Annotated in this window: 4 protein-coding genes; 3 read left to right on the plus strand and 1 reads right to left on the minus strand. The window is 63.8% G+C overall.

Translation table 11 applies throughout. The features are described from left to right. The first annotated feature begins 131 nt into the window (after positions 1–131). From RHO23_RS05775 to RHO23_RS05785, 3 genes are read left to right on the plus strand one after another with little or no spacing between them, the layout of a single operon-like run. On the plus strand, positions 132–5,171 hold the full coding sequence (locus tag RHO23_RS05775) for a non-ribosomal peptide synthetase (RefSeq protein ID WP_064408602.1): 5,040 nt from the start codon (positions 132–134) through the stop codon (positions 5,169–5,171). Further along, entirely contained in the window at positions 5,168–9,727 is a 4,560-nt protein-coding gene (locus RHO23_RS05780) for a non-ribosomal peptide synthetase (protein ID WP_064408603.1), read from the plus strand. Before RHO23_RS05775 ends, RHO23_RS05780 begins: the two co-directional genes overlap by 4 nt. Positions 9,728–9,746: 19 nt before the next feature. After that, positions 9,747–13,229 carry an amino acid adenylation domain-containing protein gene (locus RHO23_RS05785; protein WP_423488788.1) on the plus strand — a complete coding sequence of 1,161 codons (3,483 nt, stop codon included), beginning with the start codon at positions 9,747–9,749 and terminating at the stop codon, positions 13,227–13,229. 4 nt (positions 13,230–13,233) lie between these two features. Here RHO23_RS05785 and RHO23_RS05790 read toward each other — a convergent pair whose 3' ends face one another. Then, positions 13,234–14,613 carry a SagB family peptide dehydrogenase gene (locus RHO23_RS05790; protein WP_423488789.1) on the minus strand — a complete coding sequence of 460 codons (1,380 nt, stop codon included), beginning with the start codon at positions 14,611–14,613 and terminating at the stop codon, positions 13,234–13,236. Between the last annotated feature and the right edge of the window lie 241 nt (positions 14,614–14,854).

A 14,854-nucleotide genomic window follows, 5' to 3' on the forward strand; every position in this document is an offset into this window, starting at 1 on the left:
CATGGGCCGTCACTCGGTGCTGCCGACAGACATTAAGGTAAGGCTAGGCATAGTTCCCAGATTGAGGTGGTTCGTTTCATGCGCGCGGAGTCGTTCGGATTCCAGGCTTTCGTCCCTGGTGGTAACGCCCGATGAGCGGCGAGCAGCTGTCCGCACTGGACCGCCGACGGGAGCTGCTGCGTAAACGGCTCGCCGAAAGCGGTATTGCGGCGCAAGCCGCCACCGATGCGGCACCGCGGGTCCAGGCGGGCGAGCGGCGCGAACTCGCGCCAGGACAGCGACGCATGTGGTTCCTGCAGGTCAAGGATGAGGCTGACACGACGCTGAATGTCGGTGTTGCGCATCGGATGCGCGGTTCTCTCGATGAGACTCGGTTGCGCGGCGCCTTCGCGGCGATCATCCGGCGCCACGACATTTTGCGCACTACGTATGGTGTTGACGCCGCCGGAGAGCCGTATCAGGTCTTCACCGAAGATGTCGAACTTCCCTGGACCACTATAGATTTAGGGAATCTTGAGGACAGTGCTCGGGAGCGGGAATTTCGGGCGCTGGCCGAGCGTGAGCTTGGCCGCCCGTTCGACCTGACCGTCGACCCGCCGCTACGGATCACGCTACTCCGCATGGATGCACAGGAGTTCGTGCTGCTGTTGGTGGTGCACCACATCGGCTTCGACGACAATTCCTGGGAGGTGTTCTTCACCGAGCTGAGCGACTACTACAACTCCCGCCCAGTTGAGGGCGATGCCCCTCAATTCATGGTGGTGGGTGCGGTCGAGTCCCAGACGTCGGATGTCGGCATCGACTACTGGCGTCAGTCGCTGACGCCCCTTCCGGATTCCCTGGACCTTCCGGGCTCCTCCTCGTCAAACCCGACCTCCCGAAGGGCGCGGCGGCGAGCAATCCCGTTGTCTTCCGACACCGCCGGGCGGATGGAGGAGTTCGCCCGCGCCCACTCGGCGACGCCGTTCATGGTTCTGTTGGCGGCCTTCGGAACGCTTGTTCATCGGTACACCGGGGCAACTGACTTCTTGGTCGCCATTCCCGTAGTGGAGCGCAAGGCCAACGCGGAAAAGGCAATTGGCTATTTTGGCAACACTGTGCTGCTGCGGGCTGCCGTGGATCCGAGTATGGGTTTCGCCGCGTACGTAGCCGCAGTGCGGGAGGCGTGCCTGGGAGCGTTTGGCCACCAGAGCATTGGGATCGACGAGGTGGTGCGCGCGGTCAATCCGAGTCGTTCCACCGGCCGTGACGGGCTGGATGATCTGGTGCGGCTCGGTTTCAGTATGCGTAAGGATCCCAACGGATACCGATTGGCCGGCGTGGAGACCAGCAGAATTGATCTCGACGGAGGTGCCGCGCAAGTGCCGCTCGCACTGGCGATCGCGGCGGATTCGTCGGGCACCATGGTGGAGATCGAGTATCAGACTGATGCGCTGCCGCAGTGGCTTGTGGATCAGCTCCTCGCACACTATCGGCGGCTGCTTGAGGATGGTCTAGCCCGCCCCGGGGAGCCACTCGCACGGCTGGATCCCTTTGGCGACGAAGAGCGTTCGGTGGTGCTGGCGCAGTCACGCGGAGCGCTGTCCGATGTCCCGCGCACGACGCTCGTGAACGTTCTTCAAGAAGCGGCTCGGACAACACCGGATGCCTTAGCTGTGGTGTCTGATGAGTTGGAACTCACCTACGAGGCACTGCATCGTCGCGCGAATCGCGTCGCGCGATGGCTTATCGGCCAAGGGGTTGGTACGGAGGATGTGATTGCCCTCCAGATGTCGACGTCGGTCGAGTTCATCGTCGCGATGTTCGCGGTCCTCAAGTCGGGCGCGGCGTACATGCCCATCGATCCCGCGCTTCCCGAGGATCGAATCGAGTACCTGACCGCCGATGCGAATCCCCGGATTGTATGGGGTAAAAGCGAGTTTCGGGTCGCAGAGGAAAGGGCCGCCAATCTCTCCGACACCGAAGTCGCCGACACGGACCGGCTGCGCCCGTTGCTGCCCGAGAGCCTGGCCTATGTGATCTACACGTCCGGGTCCACCGGACGGCCCAAGGGGGTTGCCGTCGCACATGAGGCGATCGCCGAGCATGTGGTGTCCTTCATGGTCGACTGGAGTATGACTGCTGAGGATCGGATGCTGCAGTCGACCTCGGTCAGTTTCGATGCCTCGTTGGCCGACATCCTGTGCCCCTTGTCCTTGGGAGCGCAGCTTGTCCTTCCCAAACCGAATCCATTCTCCGACATCGGGTATGTGATCGACCTGGTCCGTCGTCGAGGCGTGACGGTGCTACACATGGTGCCGTCCCTGCTCAATTCGGTGATGTTGTTGCCGGAGGCTCGTGAGCTGCGCGGGCTGAGGCACATTCCGGTTGGTGGTGAAGCGCTTCCGGGTGAGGTGGCGGACAAGTTCGCCGTCATGTTCGACGCTGAGCTGAGGAATCATTACGGGCCTACCGAGGCAGTGGTGTGTTCGACATACATGCCTGTTGATGGTCCCCAAGGCAATTCGATCGTGCCGATAGGCCATCCCAATCGCAATGTGTACGCATACGTGTTGGATGAGGCGCTCCAGCTGGTGCCCGCAGGCGTTGTCGGTGAGTTGTATCTCGGAGGTGTGCAGCTGGCACGGGGTTATCGTGGCAGGCCCGTGCTCACTGCGGAAAGGTTCGTGGCCGACCCGTTCAGTTCCGGGGGTCGGCTGTACCGCACCGGTGACCTGGTGCGGCGCAACGTATCTGGTGAGCTTGAGTTCGTGGGCCGCGCTGACGAGCAAGTCAAGGTGCGGGGATTCCGCATTGAGCTCGGCGAGGTGGAGGGTGTCATCGGCGCTGATCCGCGGGTCGGCCGCTGTGTGGTGACGGTGGTAGAGGATGCGCAGGTGGGGCCGATGCTGGCCGCCTATGTCGTGCCTGCGTCCGATGGTCCCGCCGGGGAAATCGACCTGGAGGAATTGCGCGCCCGGGCTCAGGAAACGTTGCCGGCTTACATGGTGCCGAGCGCATTCGCAGTCATTCCCGAGATTCCCCTGACCACCAGCGGCAAGCTTGATAAGCGGGCGCTACCCGCCCCAGAAACGATGGCGGAGAGGGTGTTTCTGGCTCCTGCCACCCCTACTGAACGCCGGATGTGTGCGATCTTCTCGCACCTGTTCGGGCGGGAGCAGATCAGCGCCGATGACTCCTTCTTCGAGCTGGGCGGTCACTCGCTGTTGGCTGCGCGCCTCGTCGCGCAGATCCGTGCTCAGTTCGGCATCGACCTGACCGTGCGCACGGTCTTCGACAGCCCTACTCCGGCGGGGCTCGCTGGCGAGCTCGTTACGTACTTCCGCGAGGAGTTCGAGATCGAGCTCGACGAGCTGGATCTCGATGACTCTGACGAGATGGAGGTCGCTCCCCAGGACGGTCGTCCGGATCTCGTCCAAGCTGTCCGCCCGGAACGCCTCCCGCTGTCCTCGTCCCAGCTGTCGATGTGGTTCGAGTGTCAGATGGAGGGTGTTACCGATATCGGCAACATGTGGCTGGCATTGCGCTTCGACGGTCCCTTGCAGACACCGGCCCTGATCGCCGCCCTCAACGACGTGGTTGCCCGGCACGAGATGCTACGCACCAATTTTGCGATTCATGAGGGTGGGCCGTATCAGATCGTGCATCCGTCGCGAGAGCTGTCGGTTCCGATCCTCCGGACGGATCCGGACAACCTTACGGACACCCTGGACGAGCTGCGACACCATATTTTCGGGCTGGAATCCGAGCCGCTGTTTCGTCCTTCGATTGTGGAGCTGAGTGCCGAGCAGCACGTGCTTGCCCTGGCGGTGCATCACCTGGTGGTGGACCATGTCTCATTCACCGTGATCGTCGATGATCTTGTGGCCGCATACCGTGCCCGAGCGGCGGGCCAGGCACCACAGTGGGATCCCCAACCGGTGCAATACGCGGACTATGTCCTGTGGCAGCGCGATGCGTTCGGTGCCGAGAGCGAGTTCGGTCAGGCCGAGGTCACTTACTGGCGCGAGCTGCTGGCTGGGATACCCGTCGAGATCGCGGTGGCACATGATCGTGCGCGGCCGCAGATTCTCGGAAAACGTGGTGAGGTTGAAAAGTTCACCGTCGCGCCCGAGCGTAGGCAGGCACTGACTCGGATGGCCGAGCTGCATGGTGTCACCGAGTTCATGGTCTACCAGGCGGCATTGGCCGCCACCCTGCATCGCCTCGGTGGTGGTACGGACATCGTGATCGGTAGCCCGGTTGCGGCCCGGGTGCACCCCGATGTCGCGAATCTTGTGGGCTTGTTCGCCAATATGGTGGCGCTGCGAAACGATTTGTCCGAGGACCCGACACTGGGCGAGGTATTGCAGCGAAGCCGTGATGCCACCCTCAACGCGCATGCACACCAGGAACTGCCCATCGAGAAACTGGTAGAGGCCATCAATCCACCGCGTTCCCTGTCTTGGAATCCCTTGTTCCAGACCATGGTGAATTTCCGTGGTGCGGATTGGGGTACGGAGGCGCGAGATCTGACAGGTTCTGGCGAGACCTCATTGGTACCACTGCCCATGGAGGTGGACGTCTCCTATCTGGATCTGAACTTCGCGCTGAACGTCACCCCGTCGGGCGGGCTCGACGTTTCGGTGGTGGCCAACGCAGATCTGTACGACCCCGAGACGACGAGACTGATCGCGCGGGCGCTGGACGCGGCGTTCGATGCGTTCGCCACGGATCAGGACGTACGTGTTTCTGAGGTTGTGCTGCTGCCTGCCGATGTGCTGGAACGACTGCTAGCGGCGCCTGCCGCCGCGCACGAACGTGCCGCGGCACCGGTGAGTGAGGGGTCCGAGGAGACCAAACTCGCGCTTATCGGCATCCTGGAAGAGCTGCTGGAGATTAGTGATATCGACCCGGAGGACAACTTCTTCGCCCTTGGTGGAGACAGTGTCATCTCCATCCAATGGTCGACGCGTGCCGCTGAACGTGGGTTGGCGATGACTCCGCAAATGGTGTTCGAATGTGCGACCATCTCTCAACTCGCGGGTGCCGTCGACGCTGCTGACAATGTTGCGGCAGAAACGAATTCGAATTCCGAAACCGAAGTGGAGCACAGTGCTCCGATGAGTGCCTCTGGTCTGAGCGCCGAAGCGCTCGCTGAGCTCACCGCATCCTGGCAGGCGCAGTCGTGACCGGTACCGACCAGCAACCGCAGATCGAGGACGTGCTGGCGCTAAGTCCCTTGCAGGAGGGCTTCTTTGCGCTTTCCCAGCTGGCCGATGAGAGCGTCGACCTGTACAGCATGCAGTTCGTTGCAGATATCGAGGGAGAGCTCGACGTCGATCTGCTGCACCGCAGCGCACAGGCGCTCCTGACACGGCATCCCAATCTGCGCGCCGCATTCTGGGATCGCGGGTTGCCCAAGCCTGTGCAGATCGTGCCTTCGCACGCGGACATCCCGTGGGAGGAGCGTGAGGCACGGACGACGGATTTCGACGACATCGCGTTGGCGGAACGCCGCCGTCCGTTTGATCTGGGCAAGGGTCCGGCGATACGAATCCTGCTTCTCACGGTGCCCGGTGGCGTACATCGCCGGATGATCGTCACCACCCATCACATACTCATGGATGGTTGGGCGATCGCCATCTTCTTCTCCGAGCTGCTCGCTGCGTATCAGGCGGCCGGATCTGTCGACGGATTGCCGACGGTTCGCCCGTACCGTGATTACATCGCGTGGCTCAACGCGCAGGACACCACCGCCGCGACCGAGCGGTGGACGCGCTATCTCGGAACCGTGTCCGGACCACTCATGCTGGCCGATGGTGTTGTCGCCGCACATGAGAGTGTGCCTGAGAAATCGCAATTCCTTTTGACCCCAGCGGAAACCGCGCGTCTTCGTCAGTGGTCGGCCGCTAACGGGCTCACCCTGAACACCGTGACGGCCTTCGCCTGGGCCCTGGTGCTCGGCAGGCTGACGGATCGCACCGATGTGGTGTTCGGCACCATCGTGTCTGGGCGGCCCAAGGAACTTCCCGATGTCGAACGGATGGTCGGGCTTTTCATCAACTCGGTGCCGATGGTGCACCACATCGACTACTCGATGTCGGTCATCGAACAGTGTGCGCAGTTGCAGCGCGAAGCGGCGGCGATGCGTGATATCGGATATCTGAGCCTTTCTGCGCTGCAACGGGCCGAGGGTAGTGCCGCGTTGTTCGACACCCTGTTCGTCTTCGAGAACGCCCCGATCGGCGACGCGGTGCAAGAGGTCGAGATGGCCGACGGTGCCCGTTTCCGCCCGGTGGAGATGGAAAGTTTGGCGCACTATCCGCTAACGGTGGTTTCGCATATGCTTGGCGAATCGCTGTTGGTGATGATCGAGGCGATTCCCGAAGCGCTGCAGTACTTTTCGGGAGCGAGTGTCGGCGAGCGGCTGGTTTCTGTGTTGCGTCAATTGCCGGATATCGGCGATGCGACCCCAGGAGCCATTGATGTCCTGACCTCGGGCGAGCGGGTGGAGATTGCCGTCACGGCATCCGCGGCAGATGCGTCAGTGGATTCGGTGTGGAAGCTCTTCGAGCGGCAGGTGATGAGTCAGCCCGATGCCGTCGCCCTGACGACGGGGGCCAAGGAAAGCTACACCTACGCACAGTTGCATGCCGCCGCGTGCAGGTTGGCGAATGAACTGGCCGAACATGGCGTGGGGTCTGAAATGACGGTGGCGCTGGCACTTCCGCGCTCCGTCGAGTCGATTATTGCCATCCTTGGGGTACTGGCCGCCGGTGCGGCATACGTTCCCATCGACATGGGACTACCTGCGGCACGTATCGAATCGATTCTGCGCCAATCTGATCCAAAACTTGTCATCACCATTTCCGGGCACGGCGACCTCGCAGGGGCGCAGCACCGGACGGTAGTGCTTGGCGATCCTGCGACCGCGGAGCGGATCTCACTTCAGCCTGCGGAGGCTCCTGCTATCTCCAGGCACCCTGACCAGAGCGCCTATCTCATCTTTACCTCCGGATCCACGGGTGAGCCCAAGGGTGTCATCGGCACACACGGTGCGCTGATGAATTACGCTGCCGACCATCGTGATCGGGTCTATCGGCCGGCCACCGCCCGATTGGGGCGCAAGCTTCGGATCGCCCACGCTTGGTCACTGAGCTTCGATGCCTCATGGCAGCCGATGATCGGTCTATTGGACGGGCACTCCGTGCACCTGTTCGATGCCGAGGCCATGCGGGACGCGCACCGACTGGTGCAGGGCATGGTCGAGCACGGCATCGACATGATCGATACCACGCCGTCGATGCTGGCGCAGTTATCCGCCGCCGGGCTCCTGGATCGGGAGCTTCCTGTGCTGGCGCTGGGTGGCGAGGCCATTGAGGCCGCCTTGTGGAACCGTCTGAGCGCGTTGACCGAGACCGCCGTCTACAACTGCTATGGCCCAACGGAAACCACAGTCGAAGCTGTTGTCGCAGGGGTGAAGGACTATCCGGCGCCCACCATCGGTACGCCGAATCAGGGGATGGCCGGCTATGTGCTGGATTCACGGCTGAGGCCGGTGCCCGATGGAGCCGTGGGCGAGCTGTACCTTGCCGGGGCCCAGCTGGCTCGCGGCTATGCGGGAAAACCGGCGGTGACGGCTAGTGCCTTTGTTGCCGACCCCCAGCGACCTGGGCAACGCATGTACCGGACGGGTGATCTGGTGCGCCGCTTACCTCATGGCGGTTTCGCATATCTGGGCCGGGCTGATTCCCAGGTGAAGATCCGCGGTTACCGGGTCGAGGTCGGCGAGATTGAATCGGCGCTGCGTCTGCAGCCGGGTGTGCAGACCGCCGCAGTGGCCGTGGTGCGCCGCGCCGGCGGCGCGAGCCTCGTGGGGTTCATTGTGCCCCAACAGGAACTGGCCCAATTCGATACCACTCGGACTGCGATGAGGCTCGCCGATCGACTGCCGTCGTACATGATGCCATCGCGTTTGGTCGTGCTTGAGCGACTGCCCGTCACGGTGAATGGCAAGTTGGACGGTGACGTGCTTGAGCGGCTTGCGCTGGATGCACTGTCGGGAGGCGGCTCCGGGGGCGACGGGGCACAACCTGCCACCACCACCGAATGCGCGCTGTGTGACTGCTGTGCCGAACTGTTTGACGGAACGGCGCCGGGTATCGATGAAGACTTCTTCTCGCTCGGGGTTGACAGCATCGTGGCGATCTCGTTGGTCAACAAGGCGCGTAAGCGCGACCTGATGATTACCCCGCGGATGGTGTTGGCCGCGCCAACAATTCGACAGCTTGCGGCCCTCATTGACGAACGAGCCGATCGGTCCAACCGTTCTGAAGGCATTGATTCGCTTGCGGGAGAACTCGATTATGGCGAAGTTCCGCCGTTGCCGGTGGTGTCCTGGATGTACGAGAGTGAAACATACCGTCGGCTCTCGCTGTCAGTGCTTGTCCGGCTGCCCGAGGGCATCGACAGTCGGCGGATAGAGCAGATGCTCCAACTGCTTCTTGATGGATTCGCCATGTTGCGGTCGACCCTGGTGGACACCCCCGACGGCCCGCGCGTGGTCACCCGTGAAGCCGGGACGGTGCGTGCCGAGAGCGTGCTCAGCCGCGTGGAACTGCCCGTAGGCGAAGCTGCTCACGCCGCGATCACCGCGGCCGCGCGGGACGCTTTCGATGCGCTGGATCCGCGGTCGGGTGCCATGGTTCGGGCAACCTGGCTCGCGGATGCAGAATCGGGTGACGCCTTGCTGTTGACCGTCCATCATCTGGCGATGGACGTCGTGTCCTGGCACATTGTGTTGGGTTACCTCGCCGACGCGTGGCATGCGGTGGCATCCGGTGGTGTGCCCAAGGCGCCCATGGAATTCACCTCGTATCGTCGGTGGAGTCAGCTGATGCAGCAGCGGGCGCTCAGCGAGGACGTCTCACGGCAACGTGACTACTGGATCACACAAATATCCGGTGCGGATCCGGAACTCGGATCACGGTATGCAGATCCAGCGCGCGACACCTGGGGGACCCTGCAAACCACTTCAGTACCGACATCTGTGGACACCACCGCGCGCCTGTTGGCCTCGCTGAACAAGCCCGAAGGTGTCTATGGATTTCTCTTGGCGGCGCTGGCGGTCACGGTGGCAAGTTGGCGCGCACAGCGTGGGCAGGACTCGGCCGCAGGCACTTTGGTCTCGTTGGAGGGGCACGGCAGGGCCGACTCCGAGTTGGACACCGACACCAGCGGCACCGTGGGCTGGTTCACCACCATCTACCCGGTTCGTGTCGGCGCGGGCGAGTCGGCGATAGACATCGACCGGGCGGAGAACGACCGCGAGGCGGCCGGGCGGCTCTTGGCGGCGGTCGCCGCGCGTCTCGGCGAGATCCCGAATCAGGGACTGGACTATGGCTTGCTCCGCTATGCGGAGCGCAATGCTGAGCTGGTCGCGGCACGGGATCCGCAGATCCAGTTCAATTACGTGGGCCGGATGGATATCAGCGGGATCGATGACCAGCCGTGGTCCCTCATCACGGATGGGCGAAGCCTCGCTGTGCCTCCGGACTCCGAACCGGATCTACCCCTGCGATTCGGCATCAACATCGGCGCTGCGGTGATGACGACCGCCGAGGGGCCTCAGTTGGTCACCAACTGGCAGTGGAGCTCAAACCTTTTCACCTCGGAAGATGCCGACCAGCTGGCGCGGCTGTGGCAACGAAGCGTTGCCGCGCTGGCTCAGGCACTCGACGGATAGCGACAGGAAGACAGCACGGATGGAATCAATCAGCAGGGACGAGATCAAGGCGACCGTCGCAGACCTCATCGGGATTGCCCCCCAAGAGATCTCGGACGTTGATGACCTCATCACGCTCGGGCTGGACTCGATTCGCATGATGACTCTGGCCGGTGGATGGCGTAAGCGCGGCAGCCGCATCACCTTTGCACAGCTCGCTGCCGAGCCGTCGGTCCAGTCCTGGCATGCGCTGTTGGGAGAGGGTTTGGCACCGGTCGCGGAGGTTGGCGACGGCGTCACGCCCATCGACACCCCGGACACCCCGGAGGACGCGGTGGAGGATGAGCCCTTCCCGTTGGCCACCATGCAGCACGCCTACTGGATTGGCCGTTCGGAGGATCAGGAGCTCGGTGGTGTGGCCGCGCACCTGTACGTCGAATTCGACGGTGGAGCAATCGATCCCGAGCGGCTTCGGCGGGCAGTTGAGCAGCTCGTCGCGGCACATCCGATGTTGCGCACCAGGTTTTTGCCCGACGGCACCCAGCAGACTCTGACCGCCCCCGAGCGTGATGTCTTCAGCGTGGTGGACCTGCGCGGACGCGCGGATGATGCGATCGAGGCGGCATTGGCCGAGCTCCGTGAACGCAAGACGCATCAGCGTTTGGCGATCGAGGACGGCCAGGTGCTCGATGTCACCCTGACCCTGCGCGACGAGGAGAACAGCCGGCTACATCTGGATGTGGACATGCTGGCCGGTGATGCGATGAGCTACCGGGTGCTGGTGTCCGATCTGGCCGCGCTGTATCACGGTGCGGCACAACCGGAGTTGGGGTACACCTATCGGCGGTATCGCACCGAGCAGCGCGGCGACGAGTCGGCGCGCGAGCGTGACCGTCAATGGTGGAGCGAGCGGCTGGACGAGCTGCCGGGTGCGCCGGAGCTGCCCACCGTGCCGGTGAGTGAACGGGCCGAACCGCACCGCACCGTGCGCTATGACTACTGGCTTGAGCCGCACGCCAAGCAGCAGCTGCTGGCGGCCGCACATCAGCGCGGCATCACCCCCGCGATGGCGATGGCCGCGGTGTTCGCCGAAACCGTCGGAGGGTGGTCGGCCCAAAGCCGGTTCCTGCTGAATGTCCCGCTGTTCCATCGCGAATCGGTGCACCCCGATATCGACAGGGTGATCGGCGATTTCACCTCCTCGATCATGCTCGACGTCGATCTCACCGACCAGATGTCGGTGGCCGACCGCGCTCGCGCGTTGCAGCGCAATATGTACGAGAGCGGAGCGCATTCGGCGTACCCGGGGCTCAATGTGCTCCGGGACCTGGGCAGGCATCGCGGTGAGCCGGTGTTGGCACCCGTGGTGTACACCAGCGCGCTGAATCTGGGAGAGCTGTTCGCCAAGTCGGTCATGGACACCTTTGGCGAACCGGTCTGGATCATTTCGCAGGGACCGCAGGTGCTGCTGGATGCGCAGGTCACCGAGGTACGTGGCGGACTGCTGCTCAACTGGGATGTGCGTGAGTCGGCCTTCCCGGCCGGCATGGTCGACACCATGTTCGCGCGTTACACCGATGCGGTGGCCGCGCTCTGCGCCGGTGATGACGGCTGGAATGCCGATGCGGCCGTGCGGCTTCCGGCCTCGCAGGCCGAGGTCAGACGCGCCGTCAATGCGACCGACGGCCCAGTGAGCGGCCGATGCCTGCACGAAGGATTCTTCGATTTCGCGAAGACCCAACCCGGCGCATCCGCGGTGGTGTGGGGCTTCGGCGACGAGGACGGGGTCTGGACCTACGGCGACCTGGCCGCGCAGGCCCTGGCAGTGGCCGGCGCGCTGCAGGCTCGTGGCGTTCGGCCCGGCGACGCGGTGGCGGTGCAGTTGCCCAAGGGGCGCGATCAGATTCTCGCCGTGCTCGGTGTACTTGCCGCCGGGGCGACGTACATCCCGATCGGATTCGACCAGCCCGCCCGCCGCCGTGCCAGCATCCTCGAGACCGGTGGTGTCGCGATGGCGATAACCGTTCCGGGCGCTGATATTCCGGTGCCGTCGCTGTCCATCGACGAGGCCCGGAATCACGGTGAGCCGCTGGCCGCCCCGGTCATTCCCGCGACTGATGCGATCGCATATGTCATCTTCACCTCGGGCTCGACCGGCACTCCCAAGGGTGTGGACGTACCGCACCGCGGGGCGATGAACACCATCGATGCCGTCAACGAGTGGTTCGACGTCGGCCCCACCGACAGGGTGCTGGCGCTCTCGGCGCTGGAGTTCGATGCTTCCGTGTACGACATCTTCGGCATGTTCTCGGTCGGCGGATCATTGGTGGCGGTCGACGTCGCACAGCGTGCCGAGGCCACCACGTGGGTGGACCTGTTGCGGCGCCACAAGGTTTCGATTCTCAACTGTGTGCCGAGCATGCTGGACATGATCTTGGAGATCGGCGGTAGCGGCCTGGGTGACTCGCTGCGGGCTGTCACATTGGGCGGTGACTGGGTGGGCGCTGACCTGGCGACGCGTCTGGCTCAACAGGTGCCGGGCTGCAGGTTCTCCGGCTTGGGCGGAGCCACCGAGACGTCCATCCACAACACCATCTGCGAAGTGGTGGGAGACCCGCCCGCGCACTGGGCGACAGTGCCTTTCGGTGTGCCGCTGCGTAACGTCCGGTGCCGGGTGGTCTCACCCGCGGGTCGTGATTGCCCGGACTGGGTCCCCGGCGAGTTCTGGGTGGGCGGCGCCAATGTCGCGGCCGGATACCGCAAGGACCCCGAACGCACCGCGGAGCGATTCGTCGAGTACGATGGACTGCGCTGGTATCGGACGGGCGACATGGCCAGGTACTGGCCGGACGGAACCATCGAGTTTCTGGGCCGTGCGGACCATCAGGTGCAGATCCGCGGATATCGCGTGGAGCTGGGCGAGGTGGAGAGCGCCTTGCGCATGGTCCCCGGCGTCCGTTATGCCGTTGCGGCCATCGTCGGCGGCGATGCGCCGATCCTTGTTGCCGCGGTGTCGGGTACCCCGGACCGGTCGGCGGATTACGCGACGCTGCTCGCTGACCTGGTCCCCAGCTACATGGTTCCGGCCCGTGTCGAGCTCCTCGATCAGATGCCGTTGACGCCGAACGGGAAGATCGATCGGGGAGCGGTGACCGCTCTGCTCGACGAAGCGGCCACGACCGCCACCGACTCGGCTCCCCGGGATGATCTCGACACAGCCCTCGCCGACCTGATGGCAGGTGTACTGGGCCTGGAATCCATTGGGGTGTACGACGACTTCTTCGCTCAGGGCGGCGACTCGGTGCTCGCCACGACAGTCATTGCGCGCGTGCGTGACTGGCTGTCGGTCGAGCACGCGCTCGTCGGAGACCTCTTTGCCACCCGCACCGTCGCCGGACTCGCCGACAGGCTCAAGCAGCGCGAGATCGAACTGGGCACCCCTGACCGCCTGGCCGTAGTCGCCGGGCACTACCTGGAGATCGCGGCGATGACCGATGAGGAGATACTGGCCGGCACCACCTGACCGGTCAGGAGGCCGCAGGGGTACCGAGCACCATGCTGCCCACACTGCACTCTTGCAGCTCCGGAACGGCTGCGGCAGCGGTGAATGCCGCGGTATCGCCGAAGCCCTGGGCGCATGCACCCAGGCCCATGGCCGTGGCGGCCAGATAGATGGTCTGCATGAGAACGCCGACGTGCTTGAGGATGGCCGAGTAGGCGACCTGTTCGTAGGTCCACATCACTCGGCCGGCACGCGCGCCCATCACCAGAAGCACCTGTGGTTCGGCGCCGCCCTCAAGGGTCGCGGAGGTCGATTTCAGCAGCTGCTTGACCGCGGTGGAGCCGGCGTCGGCCACTGGCCGCAGAACGTGCTCGAAGGAGTCATAGTGGTACATGCCGGGTGCCAGTCCGGCGACGTTGCGTACCACCGGGTACAGCTCCAGCTCGTACACGCTGCCCCCCGAGGGATAGGGGCGCGACAGCAGTTCTTCGCCCTCGCTTTCCGAGCGGGCGCCACGGGTACGGGCCGTGCGATACAGGAGCTCGGAAAGCTGTTCGAGGGTAATGGGGTTGGCATCATCGAAGGCCCGCACCGAGATCCGGTCTTCGATGACGGCGGTGAGGGTGGGGTCTTGCGTGCGTAGGGTCGCTAGATCCGGGGCGGGCAGCGCGACCGGGATTCCCGGATAGTTGGGTTTGCGTGCTGCAGGCTGCGGGAACTTGCCCTTCGCCCATTTCGTGGGACCGAAGTGGTCCCAGGTGATGGTGCGTTCTCCCAGGGTGCTGCGTCGGTGGAACCACAGGTCCGCTGCGCTCCAACTGATCGAGGTGAACTCGTGGTTCTCTTCGTCACGGTTGGAGACGAGGAATCCGCCCCAGCGCAAATCCGCCAGGAACCGCGCGATGAGGTCCTCGCCCAGGCCGGCGGGAGCACTCGCGGGGCCGTCGAGCAAGGGAAGCAGACGCAGATCATGGATACGGATATCGCACCAACCGCGCGGGTTTTCGAGTACGTATCCGCGTGAATCACGATGCAGCACGGAGAATTTCGACAGATGAACGCCCGATGGTGTGGCATCTTCGGGCTGCGGGCCCGGGACCCCGAAACACTGGATCGCATAGAGGTCGTGCGTGTCGTCACGGACCGTCAGCGAAAGCCATCCACCTTCCAGTAGCCGCCCGATGAGTGCCTCGATGGCGTCGCTATCGGAATCGGTTACCAGTTCCGATAGCGTCGCCTGCCCGCTGTTGAGAGTCTTCAGCACGCGCCGCTGTTGCTGCGACAGCCCGGTGAGTTTTTTGTTGCGCGGCGGGTTCAGGAGTATCCCGCCCGCAGCTGTGACGAGGCACGTTGCGCCGTCGCGTAAGGCGAACCGGGTCCCAGCGGGGTAGGTGAAAGCGGACAACGGAAGCCTTCCGGGAACGTATGTGTATCACCGATGATCATAAGGAACCCCGGTAAGGTATCCGTAGTTCGGGCTTCATTTGCTAGAGGGTAGATAGCTGTCGGAGGCTTGGATGCGTGAGTTACTTGCATCGCGGACCTTATGTGCGACCTGACGGACAAGCATGCTCAGCCATCCGGCCGATGGTGCTAGATGAAGCCGAAAGTGCCCAGTACGCTGAGCATCCAGCGAATGTCCGAAC

It is taken from the genome of Mycobacteroides sp. PCS013, from assembly GCF_049532645.1.
Taxonomy (GTDB): domain Bacteria; phylum Actinomycetota; class Actinomycetes; order Mycobacteriales; family Mycobacteriaceae; genus Mycobacterium; species Mycobacterium gwanakae.

Coding starts and splice junctions, on each gene's coding strand:
- RHO23_RS05785 (WP_423488788.1), top strand. CDS start 9,747: ATGGAATCAATCAGCAGGGACGAGATCAAGGCGACCGTCGCAGACCTC.
- RHO23_RS05775 (WP_064408602.1), top strand. CDS start 132: ATGAGCGGCGAGCAGCTGTCCGCACTGGACCGCCGACGGGAGCTGCTG.